Genomic DNA, 14,676 nt, shown 5'->3' with positions numbered 1-14,676 from the left:
TTTGCCCCTAACGCCCCCGTGGCTGACCGCTCAGAATTCGAGGCAAGGACAGCCGCAGGAGGTATGAGACGGATGATGGTCGCGACGGCCCGCGCCGGCGACATGGTCTGGCTGGACGTCGCTGACGCGGCGGCGTTGCCGGCCGAGGAGGTGCTGGCCCGGCTGGGCAGCAGGCGCACCGGGCTGACGACGGCACAGGTGCGGGATCGGCTGGCCGTGCTGGGGCCCAACGCCGTGCGCTCGCACCAAGCACGATGGCCGGCGGTGCTGGCCCGCCAGTTGCGCTCACCGCTGCTGATTCTGCTGGCCGTGACCGCTGTGGCCGCTTCTTTTCTCGGTGAGCCGAAAGACGCGCTGATCATCGGGGCGATCCTGGCGGCCTCGGTCGGGCTGGGCTTCGTCAACGAATACCGCGCGGAGAAGACCGTCGAGGCCCTGCACTCCCAGATCGAGCATCGCTGCGTGGTCTGGCGCGATGGCCGTCCCAGCGCGGTGGAGGTCACTGAACTGGTCCCCGGCGACGTCGTCGAACTGCGGCTGGGCGAGATCGTACCGGCCGATCTGCGGCTGATCTCGGTGGCCGACCTGGAATGCGAGGAGTCGGCGCTGACGGGTGAGTCACTGCCGGTGGCCAAGGCCACGGAACCGGTCGGCGGGGGCACGGCCCTTGCCGAGCTGACCTGCGGCGCGCTGATGGGCACCGTCGTACGCGAGGGCTCGGGCACCGGCATCGTGGTGGCCACCGGCGGCCGCGCCGAGTTCGGAAAGATCGCGCTCGCGCTTGGCGAGCGGCACCCTGAGACCGAGTTCCAGACGGGGCTGCGCCGCTTCTCCATGCTGCTGGTGCGCGTCGCCGCCGCGCTCACCGGCACGATCTTCATCATCAACGTGATCTTGCACCGACCGGTCATCGACGCGCTGCTGTTCTCCCTGGCGATCGCGGTGGGCATCTCCCCGCAACTGCTGCCCGCGGTCGTCTCCACCAGCCTGGCCGCCGGCAGCCGGCGGCTGGCCCGGCACAAGGTGCTCGTCAAGCGCCTGGTGTGCATCGAGGATCTGGGTGACGTCGAGGTGCTGTTCACCGACAAGACCGGCACCCTCACCGAGGGCCGCATCAGCTTCATGCGCGCCCTGGACGCGGCCGGGCACGTCGGCGAGGAGCCGCTGGAGCTCGGCCTGTTGTGCGACGAGGCCATCGTCGACCCCGGCTCCACTCCGGGTGACCAACAAGTGGTCGGCGGCAACGCGCTGGACCAGGCCCTGTGGACATCGCCCGCCGCTGCCACCTTGCACCAGCAGCTGGGCCGCTACCGGCGCCTGGCCCTGGTGCCCTTCGACCACGAGCGGCGGACCGCCTCGGTCCTGGTCGAACGTGACGACGGCCACCGCCTGATCATCAGCAAGGGAGCGCCGGAAGCCGTCCTGGCCCGATGCGCCGAGGTCCCCGCGCGGGCGGCCGCCGCTCTGGAAGCGGAATTCGCCGCCGGCAACCGGGTGGTCGCGGTGGCCACCCGAGAGGCCCCCGGTGCGACCACGCTCACGCCCGCCGACGAACGCGATCTGACCTTCCGCGGCCTGCTGGTCTTCCTCGACCCGCCCAAGGCCGGCGCCCGCGACGCACTGCGACGCCTGGCCGAGCTCGGCATCACCGTCAAGGTCCTCACCGGCGACAACCCGGCCGTGGCCGCGAAAGTCTGCGCCGACCTCGGCCTGCCCACCGCGCGAGTCCTCACCGGAGCCGACGTCGAGGCCGCCGACGACACCCGGCTGGCCGAGCTGATCGACAAGACCACCGCGTTCGCCCGGATCAGCCCGGAACACAAGGCCCGCATCGTGCGTCTGCAGCGCCGAAGCGGCCTGGATGTGGCCTTCCTCGGCGACGGCGTCAACGACGCCGTCGCCCTGCACGCCGCCGACGTGGGCATCTCGGTCGAGTCGGCCACCGACGTCGCCAAAGACGCCGCCGATGTGCTCCTGCTGGAAAAAGACCTCGCCATCCTCGCCGACGGCGTCGTACAAGGGCGGCGGATCTTCGCCAACACCATGAAGTACGTCCTCATGGGCACCTCCAGCAACTTCGGCAACATGTTCAGCGCGGCGGGCGCCTCACTCCTGCTGGGTTTCCTGCCGATGCTGCCCTCGCAGATCCTGCTCAACAACCTGCTGTACGACACCAGCCAGCTGGCCATCCCCACCGACAACGCCGACCCCGAGCAGCTGGCCCGCCCCTCCCACTGGGACGTCCGGCTGATCCGCCGCTTCATGCTGTTCTTCGGCCCGATCAGCTCCCTGTTCGACTTCGCCACCTTCGCCATCATGCTGCAGATCTTCCACGCGGGACCGCCGCTGTTTCGCACCGGCTGGTTCGTCGAATCCCTGGCCACCCAGACCCTGGTGATCTTCGCCATCCGTACCCGCCGCATCCCGTTCTTCCGCAGCCACCCCAGCCTTCCCCTGCTGCTGGCCGCCCTCGGCGTCGTCACCGCCGGCACCCTGCTGCCCTCCACCCCGCTCGCCGGTGCCCTCGGCTTCCAGCCCTTGCCCGGCCTGTTCTTTCTCACGCTGGTCGCCATGGTGATCATCTACCTGGTCCTCATCGAGCTCGGCAAACGCTGGTTCTACCGCAACGCCCCCGCGGCCGCGCGCCACCGCGAGCCGCCCCACGCACACCGCATCCACCGCATCCACCGCAGAGCCAGCCGCTTCACCGTCGCGAGCGCCGCCCTGCCGCGCAAAGCCAAGACGGCGCCCGCCGGACCCTGGCCACCGACAGCCGCTCCTCGATCAGCCCAAGCCGGCGGTTCACAGTGACGCGCCGCCGCACATCACGAGGTGCTGGCCGGTGACCGCGCCTCCTTCCGGGCCGAGGAGGAAAGCCGTCAGGCCCGCCACCTCCTCAGGCCGGATGAAGCGGCCCAGGGGCGGAACGCGTGGCGGGGTGGCGGCGCGTCCGGGGTCTCGCAGCATGGGGGTGTCGGTCGGCCCGGGGGCGACCACGTTGACGGTGATGCCACGCGGAGCCAGTTCCATGGCCCAGGAACGGGACAAGCCCGCGAGCGCGGCCTTGGTCGCCGCGTACTGGCTCTTGCCCGCCGCGCCCGCCATGGTGCGGCTTCCGATCAGCACGACGCGGCCACCGGGGCGGATCGCGCCGGTGAGGGCGTTCACCAGAACGGTCGCCGCCTCGACGTGGACCCGCCACATGAGGGCGCCGTCCTGTGCCGAGAGACCGCCGAGCGGCGCGGAGCGCTGCACGCCGGCCGCGTGGACGACGGCGTCGACGGCGCCCACCGAGGCCGATATGCCGGCCAGCTGGTCGAGGTCGGTCAGATCGGCCTCGACCCACGAGTAGGCCGGCGTGTCCTGCCCGCACTCCGGAGGGCGGGTGCGGCTCATCCCGGTGACTGTCCAGCCCTCGCGGAGCAGGCGCGCGGCGATGGCCCGGCCGATGCCGGAGCTGGCCCCGGTCACCACCGCGTGGGGTGGCTCGTCCGCGCTCTGTCCGACCTCGGGCTCGTGCGTCGGCACCTCAGCGCCTTTCGGTGCGGGCGGCCCATTCGGGTCGTACCCGGACGTACTTGATGACGCGGCGGTGGTAGGTGAAGGCGATGTGCAGGTCACCGTCGGCGGTTTCCTGGATGGAGGGGTAGGAGAACTCCCGGTTGAGTCCGTCACGAGAGTTGTTGGTCAGGCAGTAGCCGTCGCCTACCTCCAGATCGCGGCGGATCGGCCACGTGTGTCCTCCGTCCGCGGACAGCGCGAGGGTCATGGGGGCGCGCGGGGCGCCCCAGAACGCGGTCCGCTCATCACCCGTCGGCTCTTCGCCGGTCGGACTCGCCGGGGTGGCGGGTGCCGGCTCGCTCGGACTCGCCGGAGTGGCGGCGAGCCCGTCATCGTCGATCTCGTCGTACAGGGACACCCGGCGCTCGACGGCGTCGGCCGCGCTGCTGGCGTTGTACACCAGTGCCAGCCGGTCGTCACTCAATGTGAGGTACTGGATGGAGGAATTGTTGTTGGGCAGTTCGGTGGCGGCGGGAACGCTCCAGGTCGCGCCCTCGTCCGCCGACCGGCTCGCGTAGATCGAATCCGCCCAGCGGCTACGGAACAGCGCGAGCAGCGTGCCGTCGGCCAGCAGGTGGACGTTCATGTGGACGCAGCCGGTGCTCTCAGGGACGCCCTGTTCGCGCCAGGTCCGCCCCTCATCGTCGGAGATCATGAGAGAGCTGGTGTCCCGGTCGCCGACCCAGCGCTTGCCCGGTGTGGTGACGCAGTTGAAGACGGGCAGCAGCCATCGGCCGGACGGCAGCACGAGCACGGGCTGCCGGACGAAGACGCCACCGCGGCTCGTGGCGGGGAAAAGGGTACGCACGGGTCCCCAGGTGTGACCGTCGTCCCGCGAGAGGCGGTAACGGACTTCGGCGGTGTCCTGGTTGCCGGCGTGCTGGGCGGTGTACAGCAGCCACAGCTCTCCGGCGGGAGCAGGGAACAGGACAGGGTTCTGCTCGGAACGCGCCGGGTCGTCGGACAGCCGCGTCGGCGTGGACCAGACCTCCGCCCCCTTCTCCAGCCGGGAGAACCAGATGGAGATGTCGGCGACGCCTTCCTGCGTGCCGCCGAACCACACACAGCCGAGATCGCCATTGCCCAGCGCCATGATGTTGGCCGCGTGGTTCTGCACGGCGGGCGCGATCAGGTACGCCTCGTGGCGGTCTGGATCGGCGTCGTGAACGCGGATCACGCCATCCATGGGCAGGTCGGCGACGGCGGGCTGGGGCTCGCTCACGATTCTCCTCGGGAGGACTGGGCTCGGGCGTCGATCAGGTGGGATTTGGCCACCTGTTCGAGGTGGACGAGGTCTGAAGCGATGGTCGCGAAGGTGTACCCCTCGGCCAGGCGCCTGGCGGCGCTACCGCCGTCAGGCGTGTGTATCCCGGCGGCGATACCGGCCGACCTGGCGGCTTCGCGCACCGTGACCAGCGCCTCCTCGAACCGGGAGGCGATCGCGGGATCACCGGGGAAGGCGCCGCCCAGGGCCAGGCCCAGATCGGACGGGCCGACGTAGACGCCGTCCAGGCCGGGGGTGGCGCAGATCGCCTCGATGTTCGCCAGGCCCTGTGCCGTCTCGATCATGGCGAGGGCCAGCACGGTGGCATCGCTGTCGGCGGGGCGCGGTCCGATGCGGAGCGCCGAGCGCATGGGCCCGTACGAGCGGCGCCCCTTCGGCGGATAGCGGGTCGCGGAGACGGCCGCCGCGGCGTCGTCGGCGGTGTCGATGAGCGGCACGATGACACCTGCGGCGCCCGCGTCGAGGGCTCGGCCGATGCGGGCGGGATCGTTCGCCTCGACCCTGACCAGGCCCGCGGACACACCGCCCGCGTCGATCGCCGTCAGGCTGTTCAGCAGGCCCGAGTAGCCCAGCAGTCCGTGCTGGACGTCCAGACACACGTAGTCGTAGCCGAGGCGCGCGATGCGCTCAGTGGACACCGGCGAATCGAGGACGGACCAGTAACCCAGTGCGGGTTGCCTGGCCCGGATCCTGGCGGTGAAGTCGGTGATGCTCACTGCTGGTCTTCTCCTCGCTGGTCATCTCTCAACGCTGGTCATCCCTCAACGCTGGTCATCTCTCAAAGGGATCGGCTCTCAAAAGGATCAGCTCTCAAAGGGATCGGCTCTCATCGCTGGTCGGTTCATCGGTTGTAGGCGGGCATGGGGCCGCGCAACGCCGCGCCCACGCGATCACAGGCTGCCACGACGTCCTCGGGAAGCGGTCCGGCCGCGGCGGTCGCGATGTTCGCGCGCAGGTGGTCGACCTTGGAACCGCCGAGCAGGACGGCCCCCACGCCGTCGCGATGGAGCAGCCACCGCAGGGACAACTCGATGAGGGACAGGCCCGACTGCGCGGCGATCTCGCCGAGCGCGGTGACGGCCTCGAACAGCGCCTGGCTCCAGTAACGCTGCCGGTACATGGCTGCGAGCTTGGAGTCGCCGAAGCGGCCGGCGGCGGGGTCCTGCTCGAAGACGTGACGCCCGGTGAGCAGGCCCCCGCCGAGCGGGTTGTAGACCATGGTCGTCAGACCGGTGCTCCGCGCGAACTCCAGGTATTCCTCCTCCACCCTGCGGGCCAGGAGGTTGTACAGCTGCTGGGCGACGACAGGCCGCGGCGCGCCGACGGCTTCGGCGGTGTGGTTGATCTCCGCGATCTGCCAGGCCGCGTAGTTGGAGACGCCGAGCGCGCTGATCTTGCCCTCGGCGACGAACTCGGCGACGACGCCGAGTGTCTCGGCCAGCGGCGTACGACGGTCGGGCTGATGCAGGTAGAACAGGTCGACATGATCGACGTTCAGGCGGCGCAGGCTGCCTTCGAGACTGGCGCGCAACCCTCGGGCGGACAACGGCGCGTGGTCGCCCGCGTCCGGATGGGGCATGCCGGCCTTGGTGGCGAGGACGACCCGCTCGCGCCGGGTGGCGAGCAGCGGTCCGAGAATGGATTCGGTCGCGCCGCCCGCGTAGGCGTTCGCGGTGTCCACCCCGGTGATGCCGGAGTCGAGCGCCAGGTCCAGCATGCGCTCGGCCTCTTTCGCGTCGGCCGTGTCACCGAACGTCATGGTCCCCAAGACCAGCTGGGACAGCCGGACGGGTGCCCCCGACGGTACGGAAGTCGTCATAGGTCGGTTCCTCGCTGAACGGGTGTCGCCGGGAGCCGCGTAGTGGCCGGGCCCCGCACCAGGTCGCGCGGCTTGCGCCCGTGTATCGCGGTCGGGTCCAGCGCGGCCCTGCGCAGGGCGCGGGTGTAGGGGTCGGCCGGTGCGGCCAGCACCTTCCGGGTCGGGCCGGACTCGACCAGGCGCCCTTTGCTCATGACGACGATCTCCTCGCTGATCTCCCTGACCACACCGAGGTTGTGGGAGATCACGACATAGGTGAGGCCGGTCTCGGCCTGGATCTTCATGAGCAGGGCGAGGACCTGCGCCTGCACGGACACGTCCAGCGCGCTCGTGGCCTCGTCGCAGACCAGCAGGTCGGGCTTGGAGGCGAGGGCTCTGGCGATGCCGATGCGCTGACGCTGGCCACCGGAGAACTCTGGCGGGCGGCGCTCCAGGGCCGTGGCCGGCAGGCCGACCTGGTCGATGAGCGTGGCCGCCTCCTTGGCCCGTGCGCGTTTGTCGCGCATGCCGCGCACGCGCAGCGGTTCGGCGACGATCTCCTGCGCCGACAGGTGCGGGTCGAGCGATCCGTACGGGTCCTGGAAGATCATCTGTACCCGGGTACGCAGGGGACGCAGCTGTTTCTCGCTCAGCCGGGCGATATCGGTGCCACCCACCACGATGCGCCCCGCGGTGGGCTTGACCAGCCGGACGATCGACCGGGCGATCGTGGACTTGCCGCAGCCCGACTCCCCCACGATGGCCAAGGTGCCGCCCCGCCGGACAGTGAAGCTGACGTCGTCGACCGCGCGGAACACGCCGTGGGCGACGGGATAATCCACGACCAGGCCGTCGACCTCGAGCAACGCCTCATCGGTCATCGGGGCTCTCCCAGCGCTATGGGCGCGTCCGGAGACTCGCCGTCCTCGTCCCACGGGCCGAGCCGTGGGACCGCCGCCAGCAACTTCCTGGTGTACGGGTCGCGGGGCGCGTTGACGATCTGTTCGGCCTCACCGGACTCGACGAATCGACCGTCCTTCATGACATGAATGCGGTCCGAGACGAGCCGGGCCACGCCGATGTCGTGAGTGATCATGAGGATGCCGATACCGATGTTCTCCTGTACTTCGAGCAGCAGGCCGAGGATGCCGGCCTGGACGGTGACGTCCAGGGCGGAGGTGGGTTCATCGGCGACGAGCAGCACGGGCGATCCGGCGAGCGCGATCGCGATGAGCACGCGCTGCAGCATGCCGCCCGACAACTGATGCGGATACCTGCCCAGCTGGGACTCCGGATCCGGGATGTGCATCCGGGCCAGCAGGTCGACGGACCGCGAGACGGTTTCCGCCCTGGACAGGCCGCGGTGCCGCAGCCGTACGGCCTCGCGGAGCTGCTGCCCGATGGTGTGGACGGGGCTGAGCGCCGTCATCGGATCCTGCGGGATCAAAGAGACGGTACGCCCGCGCACGTCGCGCACCGCGCGCGGGTCGGCGATGACGTCGACTCCCTGAAAGCGGGCCGTACCGGACAGAACCGCCAGCTCCGGGGGGAGCAGCCGCAGGATGCCCATGGCCGTGGTGGACTTGCCGGATCCCGACTCACCGATGATCGTCACGGTTTCGCCATCGCGGATGGCGAAGCTGACGCCGTCGACGGCGCGCACGATGCCGGCCTCGGTCATCAGCTCGATCTGCAGGTCCTCGACCTCCAGCAGGGGACGATCGGCCGCGTCGAACTCGGCTGTCATGCTCGGCTCACCTTCCCTTCCGTCTGCGGGCCCTTGCGCCTGCGAGCACGGTCCCGCAGGCCGTCTCCGAGCAGGTTGACACCGACGACGAGCAGCACGATGACCAGTCCGGGCAGCGTGACCAGCCACCACGACGTCGTGATGTAGTCCTGGCCGTCGGCGATGATGCGGCCCCACGTGGCGAACGGGCGCTGCGGACCGGCGCCCAGATAGCTCAGTGCGCTCTCCAGCAGCACGGCCTGGGCCAGCAGCAGCAGGATCACGAGCGAGGCCTGCTTGACCACGTTGGGCAGCACGTGCCGGAGCAGGATGGTGATGCGGTGCAGGCCGAGCACCCGGGCCGCGGCCACGTACGGTTTCTCTCGCTCGACGAGCACCAGGGAACGCGTCAGGCGGGCCACCTCCGGCCACTGCGCGAACGCGATCACGAAGGTGATGACCGGGATGGACGGGCCGAAGAGCGCGACGACGAGCAGCAGCATCAACAGCAAAGGCAGCGACAGCTGCGCTTCCAGCAGGCGGGAGACCACGGTGTCGACCCAGCCGCCGAAGAATCCGGCCGCCGCGCCGGCGATGAGGCCGATGACGCCGGACACGACGATGGCCAGCACGCCGACGGTGAGCGAGACCTGGCCGCCGTGCAGGACCCGGGAGAGCAGGTCCCTGCCGAGCTGGTCGGTTCCGAACAGGTGCCCGCCGCTCAGGGGTGGCAGGCGACGCAGGCTGAGGCTCTGCTCGTCCGGCCCGGGAATCGGCAGAACGCCGGCCAGGGCGACGGGCAGGACGACAAGGGCCACGCCCACCGAGCCGACCCATATCTTCAGCCGCGCGCTCTTGCGGCGGCGGACCGCTGCCGATCGAGCGAGATCCTTGGCGGTCACCGCGCTGGGCCGCGTGGTGGGCGCCGCGGTGTCCCGGCTGCCGGAGCCGTCGGCGGGGCCGACTGTCGTGGCGGTCATGAGGCCACCGCCTTCCCGAGTCGCACCCGCGGGTCGAGCAGCGGGTAGGTGAGATCGATGAGGAGCTGGACGAGCACGGTCAGGATGGCCGTGACCAGGACGGTCGCCTGGATCAGTGGGTAGTCTCTGGTTTCCAGCGCGCGCACGACGAGCGATCCGACACCTGGCCAGGCGAAGACGACCTCGACCACCACCACACCGTTGAGCATGGCGGCGAAGCGGGTGCCGAGCGCGGTCACCAGCGGGACGGCCGAGTTGCCCAAGGCGTAGCGCCAGGTCAGGCCGCGTTCGGAGATGCCGCGGGCGCGGGCGATCGTCAGATAGGGGGCCGCGAAGCCGGCTCCCATCTCCCGGCGCACCAAGCGCGAGATCAGCGCGATCTGCAGGATGCCGACGGTCACGGTGGGCAGCACCAGACCGGCCCAGCTGGTGAAACCGGATGCCGGGAGCACGGGGACGAGCACGGCGAAGACGGTCAGCAGCATGATGCCGCTCCAGAACTCCGGCATGGACTGCCCGGCGATCATGGCCACGTTGGCCCCCAGCTCGCGGGCGGTGTCGGCGTGCCTGGCCATCCAGACGCCGACCGGGATGGCGACGAGCGCGGCGAACAGGATGGCGGACACGGCGAGCATGACGGTGTACGGCATCCGGCTGAGGACGACCTCCAGGGCTGGGGCCTGGAAGGAGAAGGACGTGCCCAGGTTGCCGTGGAACAGGTCCTGGACGAAGATTCCGTACTGCTGTATGAGCGGTTTGTCCAGGCCGAACTGGGCACGGATGCGGTCGAGCTCAGCCGTGGTGGCCAGCGGGCTGGCGTATGCGGCCGCCGGATCCCCTGGTGCCAGTCGTACGAGAACGAACACCGTGGAGACGGTCAGGAAGATCGCCAGGATGCTCTGCCCGACACGCTGCGCAACATAGCGGACCACGATTCATCCATTCAGTCGCACGGATGCGAGTTCGTAGGAGTTGGTGGGACTGAGCAGCACGTTCTCCACGCGCTTGCGCCGGGCGATGACGGTCTTGGGGACGAAGGCCCACATGCAGGGCCAGGTGTTCCAGATCTCCTTCTGGGCGGTGGCGAGGATGCTCTCCCGGGCCGCCTTGTCGGTTTCCTGCGAGGCCTTCTCCAGCAAGGCGGCGATCTTGGGGAAGACGTAGCCCTGGTAGGTGTCCCGGGTGGCCTCCTTTTCCTTCGTACCGGCGAACATGCCCTGCAGCGGCGTCAGCGCCAGCCCGGTCGGGCCGGGATAGCCGTTGCCGAGGACGTCCCAGTCGCCGCCCCGCCCCTGCCGCCACTTGGTGATGTCGCCGCCCGGCTGGAACTGCTGGAGTTCGGCCTGTACGCCGACCGCCTTGAGCATCTCCACCACCGCCTCCATGACGCTCGTGTCGTTGGCGAACTCTCCGGTCTCCCAGATGATCTTGATCTTGAGATCCTTCACCCCGGCGGCGTCGAGCATCTGCTTGGCCTTCTGCGGGTCGTAGACGTACTCGCCTGTCTGGACCGCGCCGGTCAGGGTGTCGGCCACCACGCCTCGGGCGGGGGACACCGAATCGGCGAAGACGTCCTTGATCAGGGAAGGGCCGTTGATGGCGTAGCTCAGCGCCTCACGTACGCGCGGGTCGGCGAGCGGGTGCCCCGCGGGCTTGCGGAAGTTGTAGAAGAGCTGGGTGATCCGCGTGCTGGGCACCTGCTGCACCTCCACGTCGCCCAGACCGGACAGCTGGCTGATCGCATCGGGAGAGATCGCGTCGATCACATCGACCTCACCGCTGCGCAGCGCGACGACGCGGTTGGCCTCCTCCGGGAGGAACCTGACCTGTACGGTCTTGATCGCCGGTGCGGGGCCCCAGTACTTGTCGTTGACCTGCAGCGTGTACTCGCCGGTGCCCCGGTTCGCGGCGGCGACGACGTAAGGGCCCGATCCCACGCCGCCCTGGAGCTCCTCCGGTTTGTTGGCGGCGGCGGGGGTGATCAGGATGTTCGCCATCAGGTAGTCGAGCGTCGGCACCGGATGCTTGGTGACGAGCTTGAAGGTGGCGGCGTCCACGGGGGTGACCGTCGGCCATTCGGGGAAGAGGCCGGCCAGGAAAGATCCGGGGACCTTCTGGTACATCTGCAGCGCGGTTGCGACGTCTTCGACCGTGACGGGGCTGCCGTCGGAGTAGCGGACGCCGTCGCGCAGCTTGACCGTCCACTCGGTGGGCGCCGTCAGCTCGAACCGCTCGGCCAGGACGTGCTGCACGGTGAGCTTCGGGTCGATGAAGGTCAGCGCCTGACGGACGCCGCGCTGGACGGTGACGGCGGCGTCGAACTGGTTGAGCTTGTTGTCCAGCGACACGAGCGAGCGGTTGAGCGCCAGTGTGATGCCGGAACCGGCGCCGACCCCGCTGGTGGAGCCCACGCCGGGCGCACTTCCCGGTCCCGCGCAGGCAGCGAGGGGACTCAGGGTCATGGCCGCACCCGTGAGAGCGCCGAGACGGAGAAGACTGCGACGGGAGAACTGGGGGCCGCTTCCGAGATGAGTCACTGGGCTTCTCGCTTTCTGAACCGTCCGCAGTGGAACGCCGCTCAACAGCGGCCGTCTGCCAGGACCGGATGTTTCCCACGTCACAACGACGTTGCTGCACCATTACACGACTGCGCATCTCGCGCAAGAGGTCTAGCGCATTTTGTGCAAGCTGTGACATCATCCAGTCAAGACGAAGGCTACGCCGACGTGCCCGCCTCGCTCCGGAACGGGTGGCGCGAGGGTTCGCGAAAGCCGCGAGAGTCTTCCTGAACTGCAAAGATCAATCACACCGGGGGTTCCTTGACGCCCAAGCCCAGTACGGCCGCGCACGGTGTCCTCATCGTGGCCGACGACCTGTCGGGGGCGGCCGAGTCCGCAGCACGAGTCATGATGCGCGAAACACGCACGACGGTCCTTCTCACTCAGGACGCCGTGCGCGGCGAGCGCGATCTCGCCGACATCCTGGTCGTCGATACCGACTCCCGGCACCGGCAGCCCGCCGAAGCCGCCGCGGCGGTGCGTTCCACGCTCGCCGCGGCCGCCGCCGGGCGGCCGCGGCTGATCTTCAAGAAGATCGACTCTCTGCTGCGCGGCAACGTCGCGGCGGAGGTGAGCGCGCTCGCGGCGCCCGGGACCGCAGTCGTCCTCACCCCCGCCCTGCCCGGCCTGGATCGGGTGGTACGCGACGGCGTGCTGTACGTGGCCGGTGTCGCCCTCCACCAGGTGAACGTCTGGGCGGTGGATGGCGTCCCGGCCCCGGCGTCGGTCGAGGCGGCTCTGGCGCCGCTCCCGGCCCGCATGCTGGACCTCGCGACCGTACGGTCGGATCGCCTTTCCGATGCGATCGCCTCCTGCGCGCGGGATGCGCACATCGCGCTGTGCGACGCGGAGACGGATCAGGATCTGGACGCCGTGCTGCGTGCCGCGCTGGCCGTGCCGTCGGTGCGGCTGGTCGGATCCGGCGGGCTCGCCGACGCGCTCGGGCGCCATTTGCGGAGTCTCGACCCGGCCGCCGGGGAGCATTCGCCTCTTCCAGAGTCTGTTTCGCGGTCTGTTCCAGAGTCTGTTTCGCGGCCTGTTCCACAGTCTGTTTCGCGGCCTGTTTCGCGGCGCGGCGGCGTAGCCTCCTCAGCGGCGCCCGACGTGATGGGCAGCGGCGTGGGCTCCCCGGCGCTACTCGTCGTGGTGGGCAGTGCCGAGCCGGTCGCGGCCGAACAGGTGCGTCGGCTGGCCAAGGCCGGAGCCGTGCCCGTCGCCCTGCCTCTGGCGGCCCTTCTCGGCACACCCGCCGACCGCGAACCCCTCCCCCGCATTCCCCTCGGCGACCGGGCGGTCGTCGCCTACCTCGACTCCGCCGGCGTCGTCCTCCCGGCGGCCTCCCGTGACATCGCGCGCCGACTGGCCGAGGCCGTCGCGGACGCGGTGCGCGCGTACGAGAGGCCGGTGGACCTCGTGCTGACCGGCGGCGAGACCGCCCGGCGCGTCCTCGACGCCCTCCACGTGCGGGAGCTGACCCCGGTCGGGCAGGTGCACCCGGGAGCCGTCCACTCCCGGACGGCCGACGGCCGCTCAGTGGTCACCCGCCCAGGCAGTTTCGGGGCAGCCGACTCGCTCGTCGAGATCGTCAGTGCCCTGGCCCCGCACTCCCTCGGATCCCTTGACCCAACTGTCTCCCCACGCCGAATCTCCGCACGCCAAATCTCCCAGAACCCAGCGAAAGGTCCCGTCGTGAGCATCAGCACTGCCGGCGTCAGCCGACAGCCGCGCACCGCGGCCACTCCGATCATCGCCGTCACCATGGGTGACGGTGCCGGTGTGGGCCCGGAAGTCATCGTCGGCGCCCTCCAAGACGCCAACCCCGCCAGATTCTGCCGTCCCGTCGTCATCGGCGATGCCGTACGGCTGCGCCAGGCGGCCGGCATCCTCGGGATCGACACCGAGATCGTCGCGATCGACACGGTGGCCGATGCCGTGTTCCAGCCTGGACGCCTCAATGTCATCGACCTGGGACTCCTGCCGGAAGACCTGCCCTGGGGGAAGATCTCCCCCGTGGCGGGGGCGGCCGCGTACCACTATGTCCGCGTCGCCAGCGAGTTGGCGATGGCCGGGGAGGTACAGGCGATCTGCACGGCGCCGCTGAACAAGGAGGCCCTGCACGCGGGCGGCTACATCTTCCCCGGCCACACCGAGCTCCTCGCGCACCTGACCGCGACCGGCGAGGTGTCCATGATGTTGTCCTCGCCGAAGATCCGGGTCATCCACGTCACCACGCACATCGGACTGATCGACGCCATCGCGAAGATCGAACCCGGCCTGGTGGAGCGGACCGTCCGCCGAGGTCACGAGGCGCTACAGCGGGCCGGGATCGAGAACCCGCGCATCGGAGTGTGCGGCATCAACCCGCACGCCGGGGAGAACGGCCTGTTCGGCTACGGCGAAGAGGCCGAGAAGATCGTTCCCGCCATCGAAGTCCTGAAGGCCGACGGCATCGACGTGCAGGGGCCGCTGCCCGCCGACACGGCCTTCTTCGTCGCGGGACGCGGTGACTACGACCTCATCGTGGCGATGTACCACGACCAAGGACACGGCCCGGTGAAGATCCTCGGTATCGAGTCCGGGGTGAACATCACCGTGGGCCTGCCCGTGATCCGCACGTCCGTGGATCACGGAACCGCCTTCGACATCGCGGGGAAGGGCATCGCTGAGGTCGGTAGCATGATCGAGGCGCTGCGGCAAGCCGCCCAGATGTCTCCCAGTCCGGCGAGCTGACCCGGGACCGTTGAACGACCAGCCGAGAAGGAGGAGCG

Annotated in this window: 11 protein-coding genes; 2 read left to right on the top strand and 9 right to left on the bottom strand. The window is 69.8% G+C overall.

Annotated elements, in window-relative coordinates:
* The first annotated feature begins 63 nt into the window (after nt 1–63).
* Entirely contained in the window at nt 64–2,811 is a 2,748-nt protein-coding gene (gene mgtA, locus AB0H88_RS47110) for a magnesium-translocating P-type ATPase (protein ID WP_357656037.1), read from the top strand.
* On the opposite strand, the gene AB0H88_RS47105 is transcribed toward mgtA, so the two are convergent.
* The 9 genes from AB0H88_RS47105 to AB0H88_RS47065 form a co-directional block, all read right to left on the bottom strand.
* Nucleotides 2,803–3,528: an SDR family oxidoreductase gene (locus tag AB0H88_RS47105; RefSeq protein ID WP_357656036.1), complete on the bottom strand. Its 726-nt coding sequence runs from the start codon at nt 3,526–3,528 to the stop codon at nt 2,803–2,805. The genes mgtA and AB0H88_RS47105 overlap by 9 nt on opposite strands.
* 1 nt (nt 3,529) lies before the next feature.
* Complete coding sequence (locus AB0H88_RS47100; RefSeq protein ID WP_357656034.1) at nt 3,530–4,783, bottom strand: exo-alpha-sialidase; 1,254 nt, start codon at nt 4,781–4,783, stop codon at nt 3,530–3,532.
* The gene (locus AB0H88_RS47095) at nt 4,780–5,562 is read right to left on the bottom strand and encodes an aldolase/citrate lyase family protein (RefSeq protein WP_357656032.1); all 783 of its coding nucleotides are present in this window, start codon (nt 5,560–5,562) and stop codon (nt 4,780–4,782) included. The genes AB0H88_RS47100 and AB0H88_RS47095 overlap by 4 nt, the downstream gene beginning before the upstream one ends.
* Nucleotides 5,563–5,687: 125 nt before the next feature.
* Nucleotides 5,688–6,665, bottom strand: coding sequence for an aldo/keto reductase (locus AB0H88_RS47090; protein ID WP_357656031.1), 978 nt, complete (start codon nt 6,663–6,665; stop codon nt 5,688–5,690).
* Nucleotides 6,662–7,525, bottom strand: a complete 864-nt coding sequence (locus AB0H88_RS47085) for an ABC transporter ATP-binding protein (RefSeq protein ID WP_357656030.1) — start codon at nt 7,523–7,525, stop codon at nt 6,662–6,664. The genes AB0H88_RS47090 and AB0H88_RS47085 overlap by 4 nt, the downstream gene beginning before the upstream one ends.
* The gene (locus AB0H88_RS47080; protein ID WP_357656028.1) at nt 7,522–8,391 is read right to left on the bottom strand and encodes an ABC transporter ATP-binding protein; all 870 of its coding nucleotides are present in this window, start codon (nt 8,389–8,391) and stop codon (nt 7,522–7,524) included. Before AB0H88_RS47080 ends, AB0H88_RS47085 begins: the two co-directional genes overlap by 4 nt.
* A complete protein-coding gene (locus tag AB0H88_RS47075; RefSeq protein WP_357656026.1) occupies nt 8,388–9,350 on the bottom strand; it encodes an ABC transporter permease in 963 nt (320 codons plus the stop codon). The genes AB0H88_RS47080 and AB0H88_RS47075 overlap by 4 nt, the downstream gene beginning before the upstream one ends.
* Complete coding sequence (locus tag AB0H88_RS47070) at nt 9,347–10,282, bottom strand: ABC transporter permease (RefSeq protein WP_357656024.1); 936 nt, start codon at nt 10,280–10,282, stop codon at nt 9,347–9,349. Before AB0H88_RS47070 ends, AB0H88_RS47075 begins: the two co-directional genes overlap by 4 nt.
* A gap of 3 nt (nt 10,283–10,285) precedes the next feature.
* Nucleotides 10,286–11,812: an ABC transporter substrate-binding protein gene (locus AB0H88_RS47065; protein WP_357656022.1), complete on the bottom strand. Its 1,527-nt coding sequence runs from the start codon at nt 11,810–11,812 to the stop codon at nt 10,286–10,288.
* A gap of 357 nt (nt 11,813–12,169) precedes the next feature.
* On the opposite strand from AB0H88_RS47065, the gene pdxA reads away from it, so the two are divergent.
* Nucleotides 12,170–14,638, top strand: coding sequence for a 4-hydroxythreonine-4-phosphate dehydrogenase PdxA (pdxA, locus tag AB0H88_RS47060; RefSeq protein ID WP_357656020.1), 2,469 nt, complete (start codon nt 12,170–12,172; stop codon nt 14,636–14,638).
* Nucleotides 14,639–14,676 lie beyond the last annotated feature (38 nt).

Source organism: Nonomuraea sp. NPDC050680 (assembly GCF_040654555.1).
In the GTDB taxonomy this organism is placed as follows: Bacteria; Actinomycetota; Actinomycetes; order Streptosporangiales; family Streptosporangiaceae; genus Nonomuraea.
Note: the sequence above shows the minus strand (reverse complement) of the source record. Positions and strands in the feature narration are given on the sequence as shown.

What these genes read in the sequence shown, in the direction of transcription:
- mgtA (WP_357656037.1), top strand. Translation starts at nt 64, where the DNA reads ATGAGACGGATGATGGTCGCGACGGCCCGCGCCGGCGACATGGTCTGG.
- AB0H88_RS47090 (WP_357656031.1), bottom strand. Translation starts at nt 6,665, where the DNA reads ATGACGACTTCCGTACCGTCGGGGGCACCCGTCCGGCTGTCCCAGCTG.
- AB0H88_RS47085 (WP_357656030.1), bottom strand. Translation starts at nt 7,525, where the DNA reads ATGACCGATGAGGCGTTGCTCGAGGTCGACGGCCTGGTCGTGGATTAT.
- AB0H88_RS47080 (WP_357656028.1), bottom strand. Translation starts at nt 8,391, where the DNA reads ATGACAGCCGAGTTCGACGCGGCCGATCGTCCCCTGCTGGAGGTCGAG.
- AB0H88_RS47075 (WP_357656026.1), bottom strand. Translation starts at nt 9,350, where the DNA reads ATGACCGCCACGACAGTCGGCCCCGCCGACGGCTCCGGCAGCCGGGAC.
- AB0H88_RS47065 (WP_357656022.1), bottom strand. Translation starts at nt 11,812, where the DNA reads ATGACCCTGAGTCCCCTCGCTGCCTGCGCGGGACCGGGAAGTGCGCCC.